The 24089-nt window shown below is 69.8% G+C and carries 18 protein-coding genes; 4 read left to right on the top strand and 14 right to left on the bottom strand.

All coding sequences use genetic code 11. From position 1 onward, the window contains the following. Positions 1–40 precede the first annotated feature (40 nt). From J2S57_RS26595 to J2S57_RS26585, 3 genes are read right to left on the bottom strand one after another with little or no spacing between them, the layout of a single operon-like run. Complete coding sequence (locus J2S57_RS26595) at positions 41–601, bottom strand: hypothetical protein (RefSeq protein ID WP_307247867.1); 561 nt, start codon at positions 599–601, stop codon at positions 41–43. Continuing rightward, entirely contained in the window at positions 565–1974 is a 1410-nt protein-coding gene (locus tag J2S57_RS26590) for a hypothetical protein (protein ID WP_307247865.1), read from the bottom strand. The genes J2S57_RS26595 and J2S57_RS26590 overlap by 37 nt, the downstream gene beginning before the upstream one ends. Next, positions 1958–2482 (bottom strand): hypothetical protein, encoded by a 525-nt coding sequence (locus J2S57_RS26585; protein ID WP_307247863.1) that lies wholly within the window; start codon positions 2480–2482, stop codon positions 1958–1960. The genes J2S57_RS26590 and J2S57_RS26585 overlap by 17 nt, the downstream gene beginning before the upstream one ends. A gap of 419 nt (positions 2483–2901) precedes the next feature. Here J2S57_RS26585 and J2S57_RS26580 point away from each other — a divergent pair, with 419 nt between their 5' ends. After that, positions 2902–3864 carry a hypothetical protein gene (locus J2S57_RS26580; RefSeq protein WP_307247860.1) on the top strand — a complete coding sequence of 321 codons (963 nt, stop codon included), beginning with the start codon at positions 2902–2904 and terminating at the stop codon, positions 3862–3864. A gap of 54 nt (positions 3865–3918) precedes the next feature. Here J2S57_RS26580 and J2S57_RS26575 read toward each other — a convergent pair whose 3' ends face one another. The 7 genes from J2S57_RS26575 to J2S57_RS26545 form a co-directional block, all read right to left on the bottom strand. Continuing rightward, the gene (locus J2S57_RS26575) at positions 3919–4356 is read right to left on the bottom strand and encodes a VOC family protein (protein ID WP_307247858.1); all 438 of its coding nucleotides are present in this window, start codon (positions 4354–4356) and stop codon (positions 3919–3921) included. A gap of 192 nt (positions 4357–4548) precedes the next feature. Further along, positions 4549–5679, bottom strand: coding sequence for a hypothetical protein (locus tag J2S57_RS26570; RefSeq protein WP_307247857.1), 1131 nt, complete (start codon positions 5677–5679; stop codon positions 4549–4551). 640 nt (positions 5680–6319) lie between these two features. Beyond that, a complete protein-coding gene (locus J2S57_RS26565; protein WP_307247855.1) occupies positions 6320–6748 on the bottom strand; it encodes a GNAT family N-acetyltransferase in 429 nt (142 codons plus the stop codon). Continuing rightward, the gene (locus J2S57_RS26560; protein WP_307247853.1) at positions 6745–7620 is read right to left on the bottom strand and encodes a carbohydrate ABC transporter permease; all 876 of its coding nucleotides are present in this window, start codon (positions 7618–7620) and stop codon (positions 6745–6747) included. Before J2S57_RS26560 ends, J2S57_RS26565 begins: the two co-directional genes overlap by 4 nt. Then, positions 7617–8501 (bottom strand): carbohydrate ABC transporter permease, encoded by an 885-nt coding sequence (locus J2S57_RS26555; RefSeq protein WP_307247851.1) that lies wholly within the window; start codon positions 8499–8501, stop codon positions 7617–7619. The genes J2S57_RS26560 and J2S57_RS26555 overlap by 4 nt, the downstream gene beginning before the upstream one ends. Beyond that, the gene (locus tag J2S57_RS26550) at positions 8498–9871 is read right to left on the bottom strand and encodes an extracellular solute-binding protein (RefSeq protein ID WP_307247848.1); all 1374 of its coding nucleotides are present in this window, start codon (positions 9869–9871) and stop codon (positions 8498–8500) included. Before J2S57_RS26550 ends, J2S57_RS26555 begins: the two co-directional genes overlap by 4 nt. Positions 9872–10005: 134 nt before the next feature. After that, on the bottom strand, positions 10006–13056 hold the full coding sequence (locus tag J2S57_RS26545; RefSeq protein WP_307247846.1) for an alpha-mannosidase: 3051 nt from the start codon (positions 13054–13056) through the stop codon (positions 10006–10008). 107 nt (positions 13057–13163) lie between these two features. Between J2S57_RS26545 and J2S57_RS26540 the strand changes: the two genes are divergently transcribed. After that, positions 13164–14318: a LacI family DNA-binding transcriptional regulator gene (locus J2S57_RS26540; protein ID WP_307247844.1), complete on the top strand. Its 1155-nt coding sequence runs from the start codon at positions 13164–13166 to the stop codon at positions 14316–14318. A gap of 227 nt (positions 14319–14545) precedes the next feature. On the opposite strand, the gene J2S57_RS26535 is transcribed toward J2S57_RS26540, so the two are convergent. Next, positions 14546–15253, bottom strand: coding sequence for a hypothetical protein (locus J2S57_RS26535; RefSeq protein ID WP_307247842.1), 708 nt, complete (start codon positions 15251–15253; stop codon positions 14546–14548). A gap of 127 nt (positions 15254–15380) precedes the next feature. Next, positions 15381–19484, bottom strand: a complete 4104-nt coding sequence (locus tag J2S57_RS26530; protein ID WP_307247840.1) for a WD40 repeat domain-containing protein — start codon at positions 19482–19484, stop codon at positions 15381–15383. Between the two features lie 120 nt (positions 19485–19604). Between J2S57_RS26530 and J2S57_RS26525 the strand changes: the two genes are divergently transcribed. Beyond that, positions 19605–20579, top strand: a complete 975-nt coding sequence (locus J2S57_RS26525; RefSeq protein WP_307247838.1) for a 5'-methylthioadenosine/S-adenosylhomocysteine nucleosidase family protein — start codon at positions 19605–19607, stop codon at positions 20577–20579. Here J2S57_RS26525 and J2S57_RS26520 read toward each other — a convergent pair. Further along, the gene (locus J2S57_RS26520; protein ID WP_307247836.1) at positions 20531–21601 is read right to left on the bottom strand and encodes a macro domain-containing protein; all 1071 of its coding nucleotides are present in this window, start codon (positions 21599–21601) and stop codon (positions 20531–20533) included. The genes J2S57_RS26525 and J2S57_RS26520 overlap by 49 nt on opposite strands. Positions 21602–21928: 327 nt before the next feature. Between J2S57_RS26520 and J2S57_RS26515 the strand changes: the two genes are divergently transcribed. Further along, positions 21929–22339, top strand: a complete 411-nt coding sequence (locus J2S57_RS26515) for a hypothetical protein (RefSeq protein WP_307247834.1) — start codon at positions 21929–21931, stop codon at positions 22337–22339. Between the two features lie 307 nt (positions 22340–22646). On the opposite strand, the gene J2S57_RS26510 is transcribed toward J2S57_RS26515, so the two are convergent. Beyond that, entirely contained in the window at positions 22647–23510 is an 864-nt protein-coding gene (locus J2S57_RS26510) for an alpha/beta fold hydrolase (protein ID WP_307247832.1), read from the bottom strand. Positions 23511–24089 lie beyond the last annotated feature (579 nt).

The following is a 24089-nucleotide window of genomic DNA, read 5'->3' as shown; positions in this document are numbered from 1 at the left end:
CCGCCACAACCGTTCCGCGTCACCGGGAATCACCGTGCTCTCAGTCGCGAGCGAACGTCGAGGTGCCCTCGGCGTCCGACAGGGCCAGCGCGTCCCCGTCGATGCTCCAGCTGAAGGTGCGCACAGGCCGGTGCGGATGGCTGGCCTCCCCCGGCTCGCCGCCCTCGGTGCGGGTCAGGGTGGCCATCTGCGGTGAGAAGGTGATGTCGGTGCCCGATATCGCGACCCGGCCGCCTTCCTCGAGGACGTACCTCAGGTCGCCTTCGATCATCATGGCGACATAGACGTACTTGCCGTCGGCCGTGATCTCGTAGCTGAACCCGTTGCCCCGTTCGGTGACCATGTCCCAGCCACCCGCCAGCTCCGGCGGAACGCGGCCGGACGGGCTCGTCCCGGCCGGGTGAAGTGACGGGGCGGGGTGGCTCTGCGGCGGCTCGACGCCGGTCGCGCGATCATCGGTCGTGGTGGCGGGAACGGCCGGGTCGCTCCCTGTGCCGCAGCCGGCCACTCCCAGCGCGGCGACCAGGATCGTGACCGCTGTCCCGTGGCGCAGGTGACGCTTCATCAGGCTCTCGCTCTCCGGGCCCGTTCGCGGGCCCATCGCAGGACGTGTGGCCGGTTCTGGTGGGCGATGTTCAGGAACGTGATGATCAGGAGCGCGTAAACGAGCAGATTGGCGCGGCTTCCGGAGCTTTCGGCCCGGTCGACGGCCGTGTGCTGCCGCTGCAGCAGGTCCTGCTGCTCGATCGGGGAGCCGGAGACGATGATGCGGGTGGACGCGTCGATGCCGTCGCCGACGTCGGGTGTACGTCCCATCCGGTCGGCCAGATCGGTCATGCGCTCGGCCGCCGCCCGATCGGCCGCCGCCAGCACCGAGGTCGCAGCGCCGGGCTCGCCGCGGGCTCCGGCCCGGTCCAGGTCGTCGGCGCCCTGCGCCAGCAGCACGGCTGTCTGCTGGGCGTTGGTCTCGAAGGCGTCGACGATCACGCCGCCGTCCGCCGCGGCGGCCGTCATCGAGGCTCCCCGGGCGGCCTCCGCCTGCCAGCGCGCCTCGTCCGTGGCCGCCTGCAACTGCAGCACGGTGAGCACCGCCGCCGTCACCCCCACAGCCAGGGACACCCACGGCATCCGGTTCCCGGAAATGCCGGCGGCCGGTATCTCCGGCGGCCCCAGGGGAATGTCCGGCGTCACCTCGTCCGGCACCACCTCGTCCGGCACCGGTTCGACCGGTGCGGCGCGCCGGCGAGCGCCCAGCGCGAATCCGACCCAAAGGGCAGGCACCGCAACGACACCCGCCCGTGAGGGGCTGCGGCGCAGCAGCAGAACGAGGGTCAGCACCAGGGCCGGACCGACGAGCGGACCGCGCTGGGCATACGTGGGCCGGGGCGGCGGACCGGGAACCGGTACGCCCCCGGGCGCACGCCGGGTACGAGCCAGCAGGGCGAATCCCCCGACGACGGCGAGCGCCGCCCCCACCACCGTCCAGCCCGCCCGGGTGCCGCGGCGGGCCTGCTGCTCACCCGCGTCCTCGAGCCGGTTGGTTTCGTCGAGGGTGACAGTTTTTTGGGCCTGGGCCAGACGGCGCCGCGGATCCAGAGCCGCGGTCGCCGCCGGGTTGACCTCCAGGCCGGCGTCTTCGTAGGCCCTGAGGTAGGTCTGGACCGTGGCGCGATGCGCGGCGGCCCGCGCCCCCGGGACCCCGGGTTCGCCGGTGACCCGCCGTTCGAGCTCCTCGGCCTGGATGGTGAGTGAGCGCAGCTGGAACGCCAGGGGCGCCTCGTCGAGGTAGACCGCGCGAATGTTCTCCACCGTGGATGCGCTGTAGCGCACCTGAGCCCGCACCGAGTCCTGCCACTGCCCATTGGCCTGGGAGGAGGCCAGGGCCATCGTCAGTGAGGCGATTGCCGCGACCAGCCCACCGGCGCCGATCAGGATCCACGCGGTGGCGCGCACCGGCTCAGCAGTCTTCGACATAGGTGACGTCGTCGAGCCACAGGGTGCGGTAAGGGTAGCCGAACCCGGCCGGGTCGGCGCACGGCTCGACCGTCCAGGTGGACACCCACGGGGTGAGACCGGGCAGGCGGAAGACGATCTGGTCGCCGTCGACCTCGACCGTGCCCTCGCCGAGGCCCGGGACGCTGACCTGGCCGTCGGGACCGAAGGTGTAGTCGAGCTCGTCACCGTCCCACTCGCCGACCAGCTCGTCCGGGAGTACGGGCCTGTCGGGTTCCGGTTCGGTTTCCTCGTCGGGAGGGTCCTCCGGGGTCGGCTCTGCGGGAACGGGTTCCTCGAGCGTGGCGTCAGGGGATGTCTCCGGTTCGGCGGGGAGGTAGGACTCCTCGTCCGCCGGGTCCGGACCGCTCGTGTCCGTCGAGGACCAGGGCGAGGGGTCAGAACTGGATCCGGAGCACCCGGCCAGGCCCGCCCCCAGCACCGCCACGGCGAGCGCTCTCGTCAGGCGCCGCCTCCAGATGTCATGCATGGGCGATCCTCGTTCCTGCCTCAGATTGCACGGGCGGATGCCAAACATCGTTCTGCACAAATGATTTGCGTGATGACGACAGCTCCCTACACAACCGCAGGACTCGGGCCCTTGACCAGCGAATACACCAGACTGGACCGCATTGGCCCGCTCTGGGGCGTCGTGACCCGACCTGGGCCACCATCCGGCTCGCAGATCCCACGACTGCCCCGGCCGTTGATCCCCGGCCCACCTCCGGGTGCGATCCGGGGTCCGCCGAATGCCTGGTGAGCCACGGTCTGACCGTGGTAGGAATGGCCGCCTGAGCAGCCCATTCTCACACCGGCGGGTAACACGACGGGCCGGTGTGGTCAGGTTCGGCGCAGGAGGCGGGGGCCTTCGTCACCGGTGTTTCCGGTGGGCATGAGGGGGACACGAGAGTGAATGACGACGGCCCGGCAGAGCACGACCCGCACCCGGATCTGACCGGCGTGAGGTCCATGGCCGACCTGGAAGACCGCGTCCGGCACCTGCAGATCAGGGCCGGAACCCCCAATCCCGGCCAGGTGCACAGGCTCAGCCGCGGCACGTACGAGCTCTCCAAGAGCACGGCCGCCCGCTGGGTCAAGCCCTGGCAGGGGCGAACCCCTCGGCTCGAGGTCGTCCTCGGGCTCGTGAGTGCCTACGGTGTGCCGGAATCCGACCTGGCCGCCTGGACCGCGGCCTATGGCCGGGCCCGCGACGCCACCCCGTCTCCGCCCCCGGCCGTTGAGGTGTCCGGGACGGGTGAGACACCAACCCGGAGCCCGCTGCTCCTGCTGTCCGCCGTGGCCACCGTGCTCGTGCTCGCCTTCGCGGGCTGGGCCGCCGTGGGCCGGGACGGTTCCGGTGAGCCCGGCCCCGAGCGCACCAGCACCGCGGCGCCCGTGCCGCAGATCTCACTCCCCGGGCCGCTGAACGCGTCCGGGCTCTACGCGTTCAAGCCTCCCCAGAGCCTGAACCTGCCCCTCATCACCGACTGGTCGATCCCCCAGCAGCCATTCGATCTCGACCGCTTCGAACCGACCCGGAAGCCGGACGCCTGGGACCTGTCGTTCGAGTGCCGGCCCGCCCGGTGCCCGACCGGGCCGGGCCGCACGTACACGATCCTTCCCGTACCCGGGATCTCGTTCGTCGCCGCCGTCGACGGCAGCGCGGTCGACGATCCGAAGCCGTGCATCACCGCCACGTACCAGCGCGAATCCGTGCTCCTGACGACCGGGCAGCTGTACTGCGTGCGCACCGGCAACCGCCTCGCCCTGGTCCGGGCCGTCGATCTCCCCGAAAATGCTCCTGCCGACGAGGTGCTGATCAAGACCGAGATCGCCGTGTGGTCCCTGGGGCAGCCCGATCTCTCTGACTGACGAGCACCCACAAGGGTGGACGCCTGTCAGGGCGCGGGTTTTCGACGTGGCTGCTCAGGTCTTCCGCAGTTCCTCGGCCAGCATCACGATGATGCCGCTGGGCCCGCGCAGGTACGTCAGCCGATAGATGTCGCGGTAGGTCGCCACGCCCCGCAGCGGATGACAGCCGTGCCGGGCCGCGATCGCCAGGGCCTCGTCGAGGTTCTCGACCGAGAAGGCGACGCGGTGCATCCCGATCTCGTTGGGCAGCGTCGGCTGCGTCTCGATCGCCTCGGGGTGGAGGTACTCGAACAACTCGAGACGGCCGTTCCCGTCGGGCGTCTGGAGCATGGCGATCCGGGCATGGTTGCCGTCGAGGCCGACGGCGGTGTCCGTCCACTCCCCGCTGACGGTGTCACGACCGAGCACGCTCAGACCCAGGTCGGTGAAGAAGGCGATCGCGGCCTCGAGGTCCCGCACCGCGATACCGACGTTCTCGAGCTTGATGGGCATACCAGCACGCTACCGACCTGTTGACGCCTCTGGCCGGGGTTTCGACGGGCGTCATCCCCGAACCCGCGGCGTCACACACGGGGAACACGTCATCGACTCCCCCGAAGAACCCGCGGGCGAGTCAGTGCAGAGTATCCACGCGGTGATAGGACGTGGCCTTGCTTGCTTCCTCGCGCTCTGGGGACTCTTCACTCACGTCCGCCGTTGCCTCTTCGCGTGACCTTGGCGAGCATCGAGGCTCGAGCTGAGGTTCTTGTTGTGAGCCCTGGAGTTGTTGATGGCGGGAAGAGTACTGTCAGTTCCGAGTTCGTCGCTAAATGCCTTCACAGCTTCATTGAATTCTTTCAATGTCGTCAGTGTGATGTTTTGTGCAAGCAGGCGATCTTCCAGGCCGAATCTTTTCATGTCCCCGACATGCGTATCCCCTACCTTCCATACGCCAGTTGTCTCCGGGGTCAGAATCCGCGCAACCATGGCTTGGTTCGCCATGATCATGGAGCGGAGTTGTATAGCTTCTTTCATATCAAATTTGTCTTTCAGAGGGGTTACTATGTCTCCAATTTCAGCTACCAGCGCCCGCATTTCTAAAAACTTGTCCGCGGATCCCAGGTGCGGCATGAGGTAGCGCTCTTGACCATCCTTCGACGGCTTCCGACGGCTTTTTTCAGGGGCGGAAAAGATAGCGCCAACAGCACCTGCGTACTCAGTAAAGGCTGAATCAAGCATTACCCGTAGTGGATCCAGCTTGAGGGTGGCCTCCACGGTCCATGGATACTTTTCCCTGAATGGGTCCATAACCTTCATTATGAGCGGGAACGTTACCCCGGCCTGCCTCAATGACTCAATTTTATGACGGATGGGAGCGTGCACCAGTTCAGCTAGGTAGACCTGCCTCAGTTCCTTCTTGATACCCGCCAGGCCACTGTGGATCATGTCCCACAGAGTACGAACGCTCGCAGCAGAGAGGGGGCTCCTTCGGTTGCTCGCCTTTTTGGTCTCCTCGAGAAAATCAAGCGTGGTGGCACAGTGAACGGCTGTCTTCCTAATTGCACTCGCGATGTGGGCGCGACTGTCGTCGCCGTGCAACTTGGTGTCCAAGAATTCAAACTTGAACTCCTTCTCCCCCCAATAATTTTTCTTGCTGAAGTGGAACTTCTTCAGGTATCTTTGCTCTACTTCACGACGCCTGGTCTCCGTTTTGACATCCAGGCCATCGGATTCCTGATGATTCTCGCCAACTATATTCAGAGCGCTCTCATTCAGGGCTCGCCGAATCACTGGGAGATCTTTGGAGCTTCTCTCCTGACGGCGAACTGTATTCACGGCCCAATCTAATTGGGTAGGAGAGGACCTGCGTGGGATCACACTTCGATCCATGGGCTTTGACGTGCCCATTAACGACCGCTCGTGATCTATGGAGAATGGTGACTTTGTCGAACTCTCTGATATGGCACTTGGTAGCCGATGCGAGGTGCGGGCGCTTTGGGGACTCATACCTCGATCGTCGGCGATGACGAACTTCTGCTTGAGTCGAGAGTGTTGAAGGCCCATACCCGTCGTGACCTGTCGTAAATGCGGCGTTGCACATGCATACACGCGGCAAGAGGTGATGAGGGTAAGTGACCGCCGACTCGCGACCTGGCCGGTTCGGGACGTAGCCGCGCCTTGACCCTGTTCCTCGATGACCGACAGTTCGAAGTCACCGTCGTAGCTACGGAGGTACGCCTTGCCGGTGGCCGCCACCCGACACGGTTTCGCCGACGGGTCACATTCGTGCACGCGAGCGGCCACGACGGGGTGACCTCCACGCTCGCGTCATCGACGGAGACCTGGAAAGGTCTTCCGGCATGGAGCAAAAGTAACCCACCGAGTTACATGTGACGCCCTCCCAGTTACATTTGCCGGGTCTCTGGTTACATTTGCGCCGAGCTCGCCCTCCGTCGCTCCGACCAAGAGTCGGAACTCAGGATGGCTGCTCCGGCACTCGCGCCCCGGCAGGCGAACGCAGATCCAGCAGCCCCGCCGCCGTGCTCCGGAAACCGCAGGCATCCAGGTACAGCGGCGCCAGCTCGCTCACGAAATCGACGTGCAGCCAACGGCACCCGGCCTCCCGCGACTCGTCAACCGCCACCGTGATCAGACCGGAGGCAATGCCCCGGCGCCGATGAGTGACCGCCACCGCGGTGTCCAGGACGAAGGCGTGCCCGGCACCGTCCCAGGCGACGTTCACCCAGCCCACGAGGTCACCCCCGGACCGCGCGCAGACCCAGCCCAGGCTGTGCTCGTTCACCTGGGCCCACCAGTCGTGCGCCGACGCGCTTCCACCGAAACACTCCCGCCGCAACACGTGCACCTCGGGATCGGTGAACACGCCCCGCCAGGTGAGGTTCACCCCTTGACCGCCCCACCGAAGCTGAACGCGCCGCCCAGCCGCCGGGCCAGGAACAGGTACAGCACGAGCGCCGGCAGGGAGTACAGCAGCGAGTACGCCGCCAGCTGCCCGTAGACGATCTGCCCGTACTGCCCGAAGAACGTGAAGATGCTGACGGACGCGGGCAACTGGTCGTTCGACAGCAGCAGCACGAACGGCACGAAGAAGTTCCCCCACAGCCCGATGAACGTGTAGATCGCCACCACCGACATGCCCGGCCACATCAGCGGCAGGATGATGTGCCGCAGCGCCTGCATGGGCGAGGCCCCGTCGGTCCAGGCCGCCTCCTCCAGCTCGATCGGCACCCCGTCCATGAAGTTCTTCGTCAGCCAGATCGAGATCGGCAGCGCGCTGGTGGCCATGAACAGCACGGTCCCCAGCACCGTGTCGATGAGGTTGATCTGCACGAACAGCCCGTAGACGGGAACCATGATCGCGGTGATCGGCAGGCCCGTCGCGAACAGGATGGTCAGCAGGAACGGACGGTTCCACCGTGACCGGTACCGCGACAGCGGGTACGCGGCGAGCACGGCGGCGGCCATCGTCAGCAGCGTGCCCCCACCGCACAGCACCAGGCCGTTGAGCATCGGGCGGTAGGTGGTGTCGACGTTCAGCACCGCCCGGAAGTTCTCGAACGTCCACGGGTCGGGCCAGGACACCGACAGACCGGCGGTGCCGTTGAACGCCGCCGCGAGCACCCAGACCATCGGCACGACGAACGCGAAACCCACCACGCTCAGAGCGGTGTTCGCCGCGACCCGTCCGGCCGGACCCCGCCGCACCGGCCGGCGCACCGCCCGGCCCGGCACCTCCCGTGCCTGCACAACCGTCATCGCACAGCCTCCTCGGACCGCAGCATCCGCAGATAGATCAACGAGAAGACGCCCCCCAGACCCAGCAGGACCAGGGCCAGCGCGGTGCCGTACCCGAGTTGCGAGAGCTGGAACGCCTGCTGGTAGGCGTACAGCGGCAGTGTGGTGCTCGCCCCGCTCGGCCCGCCGCGCGTCATCGTCCAGATCAGCCCGAACACCGACAGCGTCTGCAGCGTGATGAGCATGAGGTTCGTCGCGATCGTGCGCCGCACCATCGGGATCGTGACGCTCGCCAGCCGGCGCACCGGACCCGCCCCGTCCATCGTCGCCGCCTCCTCGATCTCACGCGGCACCTCCGACAGGGCCGCCGAGTAGACCAGCATCGAAAAGGCCGTCCCGCGCCAGATGTTCGCCAGCGAGACCGCCAGGATGGGCAGGCTGAACAACCAGTCCTGCTCCGGCAGGTGCAGCACACCGAGGATCTGGTTCAGCGGCCCCTCGTCCCCCAGGAAGGCCAGCCACAGGTACCCGGCGACCACCTCGGGCAGCACCCACGCGCCGATCACGATCGCGCTCACCACCGTGCGCACGACCCGTCCCCCGGTGCGCATCAGCAGGGCCAGCGCCATGCCCAGGATGTTCTGCCCCACGATCGCCGACACCACCGTGAAGAGCAGCGTGTATCGCAGGGCACGCCCGAACTCGTCGCTGGCGAACGCCTTCCGGAAGTTCTCGAGCCCGACGAACGACGCTCCGCTGGAACCGGTCAGCGCCATGTCGGTGAAGGCCGAGTACAGGCAGTACAGGATCGGCCCGGCCAGGAACACGAGCATGAGCCCTACCGCCGGGACCAGCGGCAGTCCACGCAGGACCCGAGTTCGTTCCAGCGGCACGCTCGTCATGACGTGACCGCGTCCCCGGCCGCTTCTTTCACACCGGCGTCGTAGTCGGCGGCGGCTTCGGCCGGGGTGCTCCGGCCCGTCGAGACGGCCTCGGTGGCCTGCTGGATGAGCGTGGAGATGCGCGGGTACACCGCGTACGCGGGCCGGTACTGGGTGTTCTCGACGAGACCGGCGAAGAACTCGTTCGTCGGGTTGGCCGCGATGTACGTCGGGTCGGCCGCGACGTCGGAGCGGACCGGGATCTGCACCTGGTTGATGTCGAACGTCGTCTCGTTCTTCTGGCTGGTGACCGTCTTGATGAATTCCCAGGCCTTGTCGGCGTTCTGGGACTTGGCCGGGATCGCGTAGGTCCAGCCCCCGGACATGCTCACGTCCGGGCCGTCACCGTGCTGGCGGGGCATGCCGGTGACCCCGAGCACGTCGTGCCACTCCGGCCAGGGCGCCGGGCCGGTCTCGAGCCAGGTGCCGCAGGCGTACGAGCCGTCCAGCGAGATCGCGACCTTGCCCTGCGGGATGAGCTTCTGGTTGACGGTGTTGCCGAAGTCCGGGGACAGCGCCTGCTTGATGTCCGGCCCGAGTCCCTCGGAGAAGACGGTCTGGTAGAACGTCAGGGTGTCGATCACGCCCTGCCCGCCGATGACCCACTTCTGCGCGGTGGGATCGAAGAGCGGGTTCTCGCCGGTGCCGTAGAGCAGCATCTGGTAGGCGGTGATCGTGGTCGCCTCACCGACTCCGGTGCCGGTGTAGATGTTCAGCGGCACGACGCCCGGCAGCTTCGCCTTGAGAGTGCGGGCCGTGGTGAGCACGTCGTCCCACGTCCTGGGTTCCCAATCAGGGTCCAGACCGGCCTTTTCGAACAGGTCCTTGTTGTACCAGAGCGCGCGGGTGTCGGTTCCGTCGGGAACGCCGTAGGTCTTGCCGTCCAGGGCCTTGGCGGCCGCCTTGGCCGCGGGCAGGAACTTCGGCCAGTCGCTCCAGGCGTTCAGCCGGTCGTCGAGGGCGGTCAGGTAGCCGGCCTCGATGTCGGAGTTGATGAGGAACGTGTCTTCGTAGACCACGTCCGGGGCCGTGCGGGGCGAGCGCATGAGCAGCTGGAGCTTGGTGTAGTAATCACTCTCACCGGCCACGATCGGCTCGAACTGCACGGTGACGCCGGCGTTCGCGGCCTCGAACTCCTTCTTCACGCCCGCGAGGAAGTCGGCCTGCACCCGGGAGGCACCGAACTGCTGGAACACGACCTTGAGGGTGTTGCCGCCGTCACCGGAACCGCCTCCGCAGGCGGCCAGCGCCGCGGCCGCGGAGGTTCCGGCGATCCCGCCCAGCAGGGCCCGGCGGGAGATGGCGAACGAGGGACGCGGGGTGACAGTCATCGGGGCCTCCGGGGCCTGACGTCGTCGTCGGGTGGAAGGGCAGAACGAATGAGGGACGCGGGTGGCGGCGGCCCGGGGGCACGGCGCCTCTCCGGGGCCACCGGACCGGAGCCGGCCCGGTGGCCCGTCGGTGCTCAGGACCTGCGCAGGCGCAGGGTCAGGATCTGGAACGGACGCAGGGAGACGGTGAAAACGCCGCTCTCCTCGGCCTGCTCGAGCGCCGGGCCCGGGTCGTCGAGGGGACGTTCGAGCAGGTCGGTGACCGTCCACGAGCTGTACTCGGCGTCCACCCGCAGGGCGGTGCGGCGACGGGCGCCGAGTGCTTCGTGCACCCGCACGACGAGGTCCCCGCTGCCGTCGTCGGCCAGCTTCAGTGCACTGAGAACGACACCGGGATGGTCGATCTCGACGAGCGGGGCGACCGGGTGATCACCGGGCACCGAGCGCGCCGGGAGGTTGATCCAGTGCCCTTCGCGGGTCGCGTCGAGCAGGTCGGCGCCGGGCACCAGCGCGTACCTCAGGCGCTGGATCCCCAGATCCGTCTGCGGGTCGGGGAATCGCGGGGCACGCAGCAGTGACAGCCGCACGGTCGTGGTCGTGCCGCCGTCCGCCCGCACCGTGCGCGACACGTCGTGGCCGTACGTCGAGTCGTTGACAACCGCCACGCCGTAGTCAGGTTCGCCGACGTGGAGGTAGCGGTGGGCCGGGATCTCGAACTGCTCGCGTTCCCACGTGGTGTTCGACGTGGTGGCCCGCTGCACGTACCCGAACTGGATCTCGGCCGACGACACGTCGGCCCGCAGGTCGAGCGGGAACGCGGCCTTGAGGAACTTCTCGCACTCCTGCCAGTCCACCTCGGTCTCGACGTCGAGGCGCCGAGATCCCGGGGCGAGCGTGAGCAGCTGCGTGACCCGGGACGCACCGAAGGTGCGCACGACCTCGACCTGGACCGACGCGTCCTCAAGCACCCGACTGCGCAGCGAATCGACCCCGGTGATGTCGGTGACCGTGTGCGTGTAGCTGCGGTCGACGTCCCAGGCATCCCACTCGTAGGGCAGATCCTGGTGCAGCTGCAGCAGATTCGCGACCCGCCCCTCGGCAACGGCCTCGCGCCCGGTGGCCGCGTCGACGACGGACGTGAGCAGACCGCGCTCGTCGATGACCACCCGGATGAGCCCGTTGTCCAGGACGGTTCCGGCCTCGGTGTGCTCCAGGACGGCTGGTTGCGAAGGCTCGGACGGGATCCCGGCACCACCGGCCACCACACCGTCCCGCGCGTGGGGTGCCGCGTTGAACGTCACCACGCCGGAGGCGTTCTCGTCACCGGCCAGCGCCCGCTGCGCGTCGGCGACGATCTGCTCGAGTTCGGCGGCGATCTCGGCGTAGGTCGTCTTCGCGAGCCGGTGCACCCAGGCGATGCTGGAACCGGGCAGGATGTCGTGGAACTGGTGCGTGAGCACCTGTTTCCAGATGGCGTCCAGCCGCTCGGAGGGATACTCCGCCCCGGTGCGGACGGTCGCCGTGGCCGACCAGAGCTCGGCCTCGCGCAGCAGGTGCTCACTGCGGCGGTTGCCGGCCTTGGTGGCGTGATGAGTGGTGTAGGTGCCCCGGTGGATCTCCAGGTACATCTCCCCCGCCCAGACCTCCGGCGCCGGATGGTCTTCCAGGGCCTTCACGAAGAAGTCCTGCGGCGACTCGACCCCGACCCGCGCGGAGCCTTCCAGATCTGCGAGACGGGCCGCCCGGCCGATCATCTCGCGGGTCGGGCCACCTCCTCCGTCGCCGTACCCGAAGGGGACGAGCGACCGGTTCGCGACGCCCTTCTCGGTGTAGTTGCGCACCGTGTGCGCGAGTTCCCGGCCGGACAGCACGGAGTTGTACGTGTCGACGGGCGGCAGGTGCGTGAGCACGCGCGTGCCGTCCAGCCCTTCCCACCAGAAGGTGTGGTGCGGGAACTTGTTGACCTGGTTCCAGGACATCTTCTGGGTCAGGAACCATTGTGAACCGGAGAGTTTCACCAGCTGCGGCAGCGCGGCGGTGTAGCCGAAGGAGTCGGGGAGCCAGACCTCCTGGGTCTCGATGCCGAGCTCCTCCAGGAAGAACCGCTTGCCGTGCACGAACTGCCGGGCCAGGGCCTCGGAACCGGGCAGGTTCGTGTCCGACTCCACCCACATGCCCCCGACCGGCACGAACTGGCCGGTGGCGACCTTCTCCTTCATCCGTTCCCAGATCGCCGGGTGGTGCTCCTTCATCCACGCCCACTGCTGTGCCGAGGACATCGCGAAGACCAGGTCCGGATGATCGTCCATCAGCTGGGTGACGTTGGCCGCGGTGCGGGCCACTTTTCGCACCGTCTCGCGCAGCGGCCACAGCCAGGCGGTGTCGATGTGGGCGTGACCCACCGCGCTGACCCGGTGGGCGCTGGCGACGGCAGGAGCGGCGAGCGCGGGTTCCAGGGCCTTGCGGGCGGCCGCGGTCGTGCCGGTGACGTCGCGCAGGTCGATGGCGTCGACCGCGGTCTCGAGGGCGCGCAGGATCTTCCAGCGGCGGGGGTCGTCGGTGCTCAGCTCGTGCATGAGCTGGTCGAGAACCTCCACATCCATGACGAGTTCCCAGATCTCGCGCTCGAAGACGGCCAGTTCGACGCGGCGGACGCGGTAGCCGGGTGCCCGGCCGGCGGTCTCGATGTCGCCGAGCGGGGTGCCGACGCCGTGCGGGGTGCCGAAGCCCTCACGCATGATGTCGGGGTTGGACGCGGCCTCGACGTAGAGGTCGACGTCGCCGTTGCCGGTGCTGCTCTTGGTGATCGGGACCCAGATCGATTCCGGGTTCAGGGCTTTCACCGCGGTTCCGTCGGGGCGCAGCACCAGGCCCTCGGCGGAGAAGCCCGGGCCGGTGATGGAGAAGCCGAGGTCGACGACGGCCTCGACCTCGCGGCCGGACCAGGCGGATGGGACGGTGCCGGTGAGGTGGAACCAGGTGGTGCCCCAGGGTGGGCCCCACTCCTGCCCCGGCGCGGCCTTGACGTAGGTGGCGGCGAGAGCTTCTTCGAGGGTGACGGGCTCCCCCGGGGCCGGCCAGAACTCCAGGTCGAGCGGTGCCCTCTCGCCGTGGACGGCTGGGCGCAGGCGCTCGTTCAGGATGCGGCGGATCCGGCGTTCGACGTGGACGCGATCGTCGTGCATGGCCCTCCTCATTGAGTTTGACGCACCATCCGACGGTACGAATGATGCTTTAACACGTCAAGAAGTACGCTTCGTCCAAAATGAGCGGGTTCTACGAGGGGGATGACATGACGTCGACGGCGCGGCCGCCCGGTGTCAGCCTGTTCTACTGGGTCAAGGAGTCGCTGCGGCAGTCCATCGCCCGGGGCGACTACGATCCGGACACCCCGTTCGTCACCCAGCGCGAGATCGTCGAGCGGTTCGGGGTTTCCACGACGACGGCGGTCCGCGCGCTCAACGACCTGGTCGCGGAGGGCGTGGTGGTGCGCAGGCGGGGGCTGGGAACCTTTGTCGTCTCCCGGCAGCCCGAGCGCCTCCGGGCGACCTCCGGCCCCGCGACCATCGCCTACGTCAGCCCGGACAGCGACGGTCACAAGCACATCCTGCAGCGAGGCCTCGCCGCGGAGGCCGCGCTCCTGGGCCATCGGCTGCTCGTGGCCAACACGCTCGACCAGAACCACGAGGAGAGAACGCTTCTGGAGGTCGCCGATTCGGGTGCGGACGCGGTGGTGCTGTACCCGTGGAACGGATCGCACGCGGGTGGGGTGGTCACCGCGCTGGAGTCGCGGGGCGTCGCGGTCGTGCTCGTCGACCGCTACTTCCCCGACGTCCCCACGGACGCCGTCCTTTTCGACGACTTCGCGATCGGTCACGACGTCACCTCGGCCGTCATCGCCCGGGGCCACCGCGCGCCCGCGCTGCTGTGGAGCGAGAGCGACACCACGAGCGTGCGCGACCGGCGCAGCGGCTACTTCCGCGCCCTGCGGGAGGCCGGCCTGCCGGAGCTTCCCGAGCGTTCGGTGCTGACCAATTATTACGACCTGCCACAGCCCTCGCGCATCGAGCGCCTGCAGCGCCTGTTCGCCTCGCCCGAGGGCCTGAGCGCCGTGATCTGCGCCAACGCCGCCACGATGGGCGTGCTGATCGGTGACCTCCTGGCCCCCGGCCTCGATCTTCCCGGGCACGTCGAGATGGCCAGCATGGACGACGGCGGCCCCGAGGGCCTGTCACCGCTGGCCGCGGTCGCGGCGCAGCTTCCCGCCCGGGCGATGGGGACCGCCGCCGCGCAGCTGATCCACGAGCGGCTGTCCGGGCCGGACGGGCCCCGCCGGCACGTCGTGCTACCGGCCCGGCTGAAGGCGGCCGGAAAGGGGCAGCGGCTGCTCTCGCTCTCCCGGCCGGCGCCGGAGAGCTCCGGATCCGCTCAGAGCTCGGACAGGTAGGACCTCACCGTGACCAGGCACAGGGCCACCCCGACGGGCTCGTCGATCGGCTGCTCGGCGGCGCGCGGCAGCACCCACAGGGTGGACGCGACAGCCATCAGTGAGGCGCTCTCGGTCAGGTGCTTGGACGAGACCCGGTCTGATCGGTCAGCTTCTTACAGCGCCGGGGGGTGGGGGCCAGGCGCTCCAGGTCTTGCATCGTGCGCTCTTTGAGGGCGAACCAGTTCTCACACCGCCTTTTCGAGCTTGTTCACGGCTGCGCGAGCGATGCTCTCCAGATCCTCACCGGACAGGCCGTCGGCAATGCTGATCGAGTCGATGCGCAGGATGACGTCGCCGACCGCGATGTACAGCACGTCGTCCGTGGCCGTGATCCCCGAGGCGGTGGTGAGCTTGCCCCGGACCGCGAGTGTCCCGTCACCCAGATCCGGGAAGGAGAGGCTGGACAGTTTCATCGTGTTCGTACCGGACGAGTCCTTCGCGGTGTAGGAACCGCAATCGGCCATGACGTCGCGCACGCTCTGCAGTCTTTCGCTCGGGCTCTCCCCCTTGGGCCGGTAGATCTCCTGCTCCAGCGAGGGCCCGAGGGATCCGCCGCCGCTGAACGCCGCGGTGGCCAGGCTGGTGAGATTCTTGGCACCGCCGGTCATTTTCGCGCACTTCGCCGGTGAAATGGTGCCACTGGAGCCGCTGTCGGACACCTCGTCACTGGACCAGCCGGTCGGCATGTCCTGAACGCTCAGCAGCGCCTTTCTGGCCTTCACCGCGGTCAGGGGCGTCTCTTCGACCACCGTCTCAGCCTGCGGGGAAACGGCGGACGACGTGATCGCCTCCGGGAGGGTGTCGGCTCGCTCGTCAGCCGTCGAGTCGCCCCCGCAGGCCGCGAGGGAGGAGCACAGGAGGAAAGCCGCGCTGCCGACCGTGAGTCGTGCCACCGAGGAGAACAATGCCGGGCCTTTCGTGATCCACCGAAACCGAGTGATCACATGGTAACCAGACGTCACCCGGACCGGCCTCGGACCGGTCTCGTCACCGGCCTGATCCCCAGGATGAGCACCGGTCTCAGGCCGGGTGTGCTCGCAGGGCCAGGAACGAGTCTCCGTGCGCGAGGAGGTACGCGTCCGTGGCGGGCAGATGGGTCAGGGCGCTGAGCGAGACGTTCAGAGGGGCCAGGACGGGAGGCTGGTCGCCGAACGTCGTCAGCAGCAGGTTTCCCGAGGCGTCCGCCAGCGCCGCATGGTGACCGCCGACGGCGGTGTGGGCGACCGGCCCGCTCAGTGTCGTGTGAGTGACCTCCACGCGTGGTGTCTCGTCGTTCAGAAGATGGTCGGCGTGCAGAATCCGGCCGGTGTCAGCGACGGCGATCAGACGCGGTCGCCGGCCCGGCCCCGCCAGAAGCCTGGTGGGCCGCCACAGTTCACTGCCGGTGATGGTCTGGAACCCGGTCCGGGCACCGTCCGGGGCGAGCAGAACCCGCACGATCCGGCCCGCGTGATCGGCGGCCAGCACGGCGGTTCGTTCGCCCTGCGTCACGAGAGCGACGTCGACAACGGAGATCTCGTGTTCCAGGGTGAGCCGATCGAGCCGCCCGCCCGCCCAGCGGACGATGTGGACGAGGCCGTCGTCGGTGGCAACGGCCGCCTGCCAGCCCGGCGTCCCCGCGTCGGTGATCCGCACAGCGGTGACCGGCTCGTCGTCCCGGGACCACACGGCCGGGCCGTTCACCGGCCGCAGCTGCAGGAGTTCGGGCCCGGCCAGCAGGACCAGTGGTTCCCGGCCGGACGGGGCGGGCAGTACGTGCAGGTGCTCGATCTCAGTGTCCGGTAGGGGCATCGACCAGACGGTGTCGATGCTGAGGTCCGCCCTCACGCGCCCGGCCACGACCCGGCTCTCGGTGACGATCGAGAGCCAGACGACCCCGTCGATCCTGGCCGCGTGGTGCAGCACGACCGGTTCGTCGGTCGCGATGCCGATGGCGGGGCCCGCCCCGGCCGCCGTCACGACATGGGCCAGCAGACCCGGGCTTTCGACGGAACTGGTCAGGACGAGGGTCTCGGACCGGCTTCTGAGGGTGGCCGTGACGGTGGTGATCGGCCCCCGGGCGGGGGCGGGCTCCGCCGTCGGCCCGGCGGGGATCTGCCAGATCCGGGTTGCCCCGTCCAGGCTGCGCGAGGCCAGGACAGGCCCGTCACCGGTGACCCCGAGCCCGCTCAGACGAGGCGCGGGCCGGCCGTGCCGCAGCGCTCCCACCAGCCGGGGTTCGTCCGCGCCGTCGACGACCTGCACGGTCCCGTCCCATCCGGCGACCGCCAGGAGCCCTCCGGGGCCGGGCAGATGGGTCAGGTCGTGCACGGGATGCACCGTGTCGAGCGAGTGCCGGGCCCGCTCCACCCCCTTGTCCAGGTGGATGATCCGGACCTCCCCGTATCCGTCGCCGATCGCCAGACTGGCCTCCTGAGGCCCCCGGCTCCCCAGGCTGACACGGCTGGTGCGCCCCGCGTCCCCCATGACCATGGGCTCCCCCGCCCGCGAAAGCCCCTGATCCAGATACATGGCGTACACGTGAACACCGTCCTGGCCCACCAGAACAGCCTTTTCAGCATCGCCGTCGACCAGGATCTCCTCGGGACGAAACCGTGATGCCCACGTCAGGGTCGTCACGGGGTCAGCCTCGACGGGAATCCGCCACACGCTGATCTCCCCGTGCGGGCTGACCGCCAGCAGGGCTCCCGCTGCCCCGGCCGGTCGCAGGGGCAGCAACCGGGTCGCCTCCGACGGCCGGACCCGATCAGCCGGTTCACGGCCCTCCCCGAGCAGCTCCGGGCGCAGCACCCGCATGATCAGGTGCCCCGGGCGTCCTGAAGCGACGACCAGGACGTCGACGTCACGGGGCCCCCGGACCACGGTCAGGTCGTGCACCGGGGCGGGCACCTGGACGTGCAGGGCCCCTCCCGGTATCGACGACAGGGAGCCACCTTCCAGGGTGTGGACGTCGATGCGGCCCTGGCGGGTCGCGACCGCGACGTACGTGGTGCCGGTGGCCGACGTCCACGCCTGGACGTGGGGTGGCTCCTGGTCGGCCGGGACCAGTCCGTCGGGGTCCACGTCCATGATGCGCACGTCCGCGGCCAGCTGGGACCGGGTGACCACGTCGACCAGGCGCCCCGTCCCGGCGGGGCTCCAGACGAACGCCGCCGGGCCCGGGTCCCGGTCCGGCACGGCGAACAGGGCCTGACTCTGGAAGGCCTGGCCCAGCGCCAGCGGCCCGGCGTGGGCAGGACCGGCGTTCCAGGGCGCCGACCACGGCAGGTCCTGACCCGCCTGCCGCAGCAGGCCCGCCGAAAGCCAATCCAGCCCGAGGACGTTCGCGTGGAACTGCAGGACGGAACGACGCCACCGGAAACTCAGCTCCCGGGCGTACGAGGAGCGCAGCAGCACCTGCCCGGCCTCATGGCAGTAGCGGTCCTCGGCGCCGCGGAGTTCCACGGCCGCGGCCAGCGGCTCGACCGCGGCCAGGCAGGCCGTGTCGGTCAGCAGCAGGCTCCTCAGGCGGCCGGCCCGGCGGGCATGGGTGAACAGGTTGTCCCGCGCGTAGGTGGCCAGACCCGCCCAGCCGGTCACCGCACCGTCCGTGACAGCCCGCCCCTGGTCCAGCAGCACATCCACGATGGCCGCCTCGGTGCGCACCGTGTCGGCGTGCTGACCGCGGAAGTAGGCCACGAACTGGTGATGGCGCAGCAGGAACCGGTCCTCCCCCGTCCTCGCGAGGTAGAAGCCCAGATCATGGAGGACGCGGGTGATCCCGGCGTCGGGGTCGGGTCCCGGCCCGCGGTGGAGCCGTCGGACGGCAGCGGTCCAGACCCATCGCGGCATCCCGCCCCGCCGCGCGTGCGCCAGCGGCATCAGCACCCCGCGCAGCACGTCGGCGTCCTCCCCCAGCCGGCGGGAGACGTCCCGCCGGATCCAGCCCGCCAGCTCGGAGGGCCAGGCCATGGACCGGCTCCAGCCGTGCCGTACCCGCGGCAGAACCGGCGCGGACAGCAGTTCCTCCACGACGAACTGCGCCACCAGGAAGTTGTGGTGCGACACCCGGTCCTGGACCTCGGTGCCGATCACCTCCACCAGAGCCAGGTCCGCCCAGCCCAGCGGGTTTCCGTACCCCTCCGGCCGGGGATCGGCCCGCAGCCGGCGCGCGACGTAGGTGGCGACGTCGAGGTCGGCGCTGTGCGTCTCGTCGTCCAGGTCCAGGACCCGGGGATGACGCGCGGCCAGCGGCCCCGGAAGCGGCGGGACCTCGCCCGGCGCGGCCGGGGCGTCGGGCCTGACCCCCACGAGCAGGCGGACGTGCCAGGACAGCCACTTCAGCTCCACGGCCAGCCCGTCCGGATCGAGAGCCTCGTCGACGGCGTCGACCACGACCACGCCGGCGGGCGCGCTCGTGTCGGGCTGCTCCAGGCGGTCCCGCAGGACATCGACGTCGCCGGCCTCGATGCCGAGAGCGGCCCCGACCTCCAGCAGCACCGCCGAGGCGGACTTCTCACCGGCGTGCACCGCCCCGACGATCCCGCAGTCGGGAATGGACTCACGCGCATCCGGCGGTACGGCACCGGGCCACAGGCTCACCAGGACCAGCGCCGACAGGACCGCTGACTTCCCCGTCCCCGGCATACCCGTCACCGCCATCAGGCCCGGGCCGGACCCGGCGCAGAAGCTCTGCACCTCGGCGATCGCCCGGTCGCGTCCGGTGAACCAGAAGTCCGACGACGTGGAGCTCCCGCGGGCCGAGACCAGCCAGGGTCGAGGAGGCCGCCCCGGCCCGGATCCGGCGGGCGGCCGCCGCGGCTCGGCCGCGTTCTCCGGGGCCGAGCCCCGCCGGGCCCGGCCCAGGGCCCGGGCGAAGGCGTGGTGCTTCTGCCGGAGCCGGGCCAGTTCCCGCGGGTCCGCTGGAACCACGCAGACCCGGTACAGCGACTCGACGAACTCCCAGTCCGGGGCGGACGTACCGGTCAGCTTGTCGCTGATCGTGCTGCGCTGGTACGGACGGCCGGCTCGTTTCAGCGCCAGCTCCAGCTGACGCACCGACAGGCCGGAGGTGCGTTCCCGCAGCGCCCGCAGTTCCCGGGCGAACTGCAGTTTCAGCGCGTCGGGTGTGCCCTCGGACACCATCGGCCCAGCCTAGGTCGTGACCGCCGACCCCGTGGGCGCTTTCACACACTGTCCGGGCCCCGTCCGGCCCACGTCCGGGAACGTGGCCGGACAGCTCCCCGGACAACGACGGTCATCCTCATGAGCCTCGACATCCAGACCCCGCAGCCGGTCTCCCCGCTCGCCCATCCCGGGCCGGGGGAAGCCACCCTGGCCATCCTCACCGCGTTGCCGGAAGAGTTCATCACCACTCGTCTCCTCCTGGACGAGGAGTGGCGGGCAGTCACCGTGCCCGGCGACCCGGGCGACTACGTCCTGGGCTCGATCTCCAGCACCCGCGGCAGGAACAGCGCCGGCACCACACGGCACCACGTCGTCCTGACGTTGCTGACCGAGACCGGCAACGACGCGGCCGCGAGTTCCTGCGCCCACCTCCTGCGCAGCTTCCCCACCGTCACGTGCGTCGCCATGAGCGGCATCGCCGCCGGAGTTCCCGCCCCTCACGCCCCGGCCCGGCACGTCCGCCTCGGCGACGTCGTCGCCGGCACCTGGGGCGTGGTGGACTACGACCACGTCTACGACAGCGACGCCGGCTCGACCCTGCGCCAGCCGTTCCCCCGCCCCTCCACCCGGCTCCTGCGCGGCGCGAAGGTCCTGGCCGGCGGCGAGCTGATCGGCGACCGGCCCTGGGAAGGCATCCTCGACCGGATCATCGAGCGCGGCGGCCCCGCCTTCGCCCGGCCCGAGCCGGAATCCGACGTCCTGCACTCACGTTCCGGCCTGCGCATCGCGCACCCCGCCCTTCTCGAGAGCGGGCATCGGCCCGGGCGGCCCAAGGTGCACCAGGGCCGCATCGGCAGCGGCGACCGGGCCCTGCGCAGCGCGGCCCGGCGCGACCAGCTGGCCACCCGCCACGATCTGCGGGCCCTGGAGATGGAAGGCAAGGGGATGGGGGACGCGGCCTTCTCAGCCGGACGGGAATGGTTCGTGGTGCGTGGGATCAGCGACTACGGCGACCGGCACACGAGCCTGCGCTGGCGCAACTACGCCGCCGCGGCCTCCGCCGCCTACCTCGGAGCCCTGCTGTCCGCGGTTCCCACCACGCCGGCCCGGTGATCGGCCACGAGGCGACGGTCGGACTCGAGGGCCTGCAGGCAAGCCGCCAGTTCGGTCTCCGTGTAGGCGAGGACGTAGACCGTCAGGCGGCCCGAGCCCGCGGTCAGGTGCTTGCCGGCCGCGGCGGTCAGGGCCGGGACCAGGTCGTGGGCCGTCCCCCCGCCCGTCCCGGCCCCCAGGATCGGGAAGAGGATCGAGGTGGCGTCCGGATCCGTCTCCTGGATGGAGCCCAGCAGGCGCAGCGCCGCGTGGACACACCGGCCGATGTCCATGACGGGCACGAACCCGGCCCCCGGCTCGCCGTGGACGGCGGCCACGTGGATGATGTGCCGAACGTTGTTGCTGGCCAACAGTTCTCCCGGGCCCGTGCGCACGGCGGTGGCTGGCGCGACCGGTCCGGACCCCTGGCGGTACCTCCCGAGCTCGTCGGCGACGACGTCCCGGACCACCCGGCCGGACCCGTCCCGGACCGCGCCGCCGTAGCGGATGATGGCCGATACCGAGAACTCCTGGACTCTGGCCATTTCCAGGTCGGTGTTCTCGGAATTGACCCAAACGTCGGCGAAATCGACCTCCCGGATGTCACCGGCGACCACCGCGATACTCCGCGGCACGTCGGCCCGGTCCTTGAGACGGTAACGGTAGACCCGCTGCCCGGTGATGATCGAGGTCGCGCGCACCACCGGTGAATCCGGCGACGGCTGCCGACGGCGACGGGCGTCCTCCGCCTCCAGTCGCGTGTACTCCGACCTCCAGAGCCCGGGACTGGTCGACAAAGACAGAGCACGGCCTTTGAGCCCGGCGAACTCCCGGCACGCCGAGACCAGGGCACTCACGAACTCCCAGGACGGGACCTCGCTGACTTCCCCACGCAGCACGGCGTAGATCTGCGAGCGCTTCAGCGGGACCTGCGGGTTGCGGCTGAGGGAATCGACGCTGGGCCCACCTGCCTCGCGGTGCAGGGTGGCCAGCCGCCGGCAGAACTCGCGCAGACCGGCCGCCGCTTTCTGCCTATCCCCCATGACGCCATGGTGCGCCGAGCTGCGCCGTCCGGGAAGAGCCGTCCGGTGTCCGGCGCCGTACGGTACGCGGTCCGGTCGCCGCGGGGCTGAACTGGGCCTTCGGCACGTCCGGTCCGCTGCCGTCCGGCATGACCCACGGACGAGGGCGCCGAAGCTCCAGGCTGACTGCGGACAACGGATGCGCACTGCCGAGAGGAACTTTCGCATCCCTTCGGCCGGTCGAGCAGCTGGCCGGACACCGGCATCACCGCGCATCGACGATCGATCCCAGGAGGAACCATGCAGACGACACGGGCACGCGGTCTCCGGACCCGACGGGCGCTGAGCATGAGCTTCGTACTCGCACTGCTGACGCTCGGCCTCGGCGCTCTGATCGCCGAACCGGCCCAGGCGGTCGGATGCAACAACGGGGACCGTGGTCAGGCCGCCTCGTGGGCGTCCTCGGGCCAGTTCACCACCCCGCGTGTGTACGAGTGGAACGACGGCACGGCTCACAACAAGGTCGAGCTGCGGTACAACTCGGCGGCCCGGTGCGTGTGGGGCCTGTACAACGGGGGTAATTCCGCGACGGTCTACCTCGACCAGTCCACCAACGGAGGGGCCAGCTGGGTGGGGTGGATCGGCGCCCAGGGACCGAGCACGTCCACGTACACCGGGGTCTGGAACGATCAGAACCCCACCGTGTCCCGGGCCTGCGCCAACTACGGAGGCATTTCCCGGTGCACCGGGTGGTACTGAGCCTCTGAGCACGGGATCCCTTGCCTGACGGCGCCTATCAGCCCCGGCCGAGCTCGCCCTGGCCGGGGCTGATGGGCGCCGACGCGAGGTTGCGCCTTTCGTGCGGGTGTTCAGCCCGATTCAAGGAGCGTGCGCACCGCCTCGTGAGCCGGGGGACGAATTGATCGATGAAGGCCGCGTGCCGGTGGCTCCGGCCCGGGATCGGCACCGGCGCGGAGGACCTCGGAAGATCAGGAGCAACTCTCAAACGCTCTGGGAGAGGCACCTTCCCGGCTCTGCCGTCGGTGTTCGAGCACCTGACGGGTGGTCAGCGGGTCAGGCGGTTGCGGACCCGGCGCTCCAGGAAGTCGCCCAGCACCTGGTCGAAGACGGCGTTGTCGTCGCCCGCGACCATGTGGTGCGCGCCGGCCACGTCGTGGAACTCGGCGTGCGGCACCAGGTCGAGGAAGTGCCGGGCGTCCTCGGCGCTGAGCACGTCCGAGGCCCCGCCGCGCACCAGCAGCGTGGGCACCCGCAGGCCGGCGGCGGCCGCTCCCAGCCGGGCCGAGTCGATCCGGGGATCGCGCTGCACCGGGTGCTCGGTCGGGGCCCGCATCACGGCCGGGTCCCAGTGCCAGAAGAAGCGGCCGTCGCGCTCGCGCAGGTTCTTGCGCAACCCCTCGGGATTGCGGGGCCGGGGCCGGTGCGGCAGGTACTCCGCCACCGCGTCCGCCACCTCCTCCAGGCTGGCGAAGCCCTCGGGCCGGGACGTCATGAAGGCGCGGATCCGCCCGGCTCCGGCCGCCTGCAGGAACGGGGACACGTCCACCAGCACCAGCCCCAGCGCCAGGTCGGGCTGCTGCCCGATCGCGGCGAGCGCGGCGATCCCGCCCATCGAGGCCCCCACCAGCACCGGCCGGCTTCCGAGGTGCTCCACGATCGCTCGCACGTCACCCGCGAGCCGGTCCAGGTCGTAGACGCCGTCGGGCGACCAGCCGCTGTCACCGTGCCCGCGCAGATCGGCGCTGAGCGTGTACCAGCCGGCCCCGGCTAGGTCACGTCCGGTCGCGCCCCACGAGTGCCGGGTCTGACCGCCACCGTGCAGCAGGACCACCGGGGTCGCGGCCGGATCGCCCCAGTGGTCGGCGGCGAGAGTGACGTCGGTCGAGGGGATCTTCAGATCACTGGTCACGGGCAGCCTTCCGCGTGCGCGAGCGGGTCGTCAGCGTTGCGACCCAGCGTTGCCGACCAACAAGTGTCGACCAGGCGGGGTGCGCCCGTCACCCCCCGGATCTGCAGACGGGCGGGGGCCAGGGGCCGCCCCACGACCTACCCAGATCGTGGGGCGGGCCGGCGCCGGGTGTGGCCCTGCGGCGGTGGGGCGGATCGGTGGGGCCTGGAGCAGGACCTGTGTGAAGCGGCGAAGTGCGGTGCTTTCGATTATCGATAATCGAAAGCACCAGGGTTCGCGCTGCGGCCAACCGCTTTCGGCCGACGCACCATCGCCGAGGTCCCACCTGCCGGGCCCGGCGCGGGACGGCTCGACCGGGCGCAGACCGGGCGGGGGCAGGTGCGGGGACAGACGCGGAGACAGACGCGGAGCAGGCCCGGGAGCAGGCCCGGGAGCAGGCCCGGGAGCAGGCACCTCGCGCTGACGGGCCTGGTCGGGTGTCGGGCGCAGACCGGCCTGATCACTTGCCTGACGCTGACCCGCCTGACCGGGCGCCCGATGAGGACCAACCTGGTCGGGCGCCCGGGCGCAGACCGGATC

Source organism: Kineosporia succinea, from assembly GCF_030811555.1.
GTDB lineage: Bacteria > Actinomycetota > Actinomycetes > Actinomycetales > Kineosporiaceae > Kineosporia > Kineosporia succinea.
This window is presented reverse-complemented; position numbering and strand designations above follow the sequence as displayed.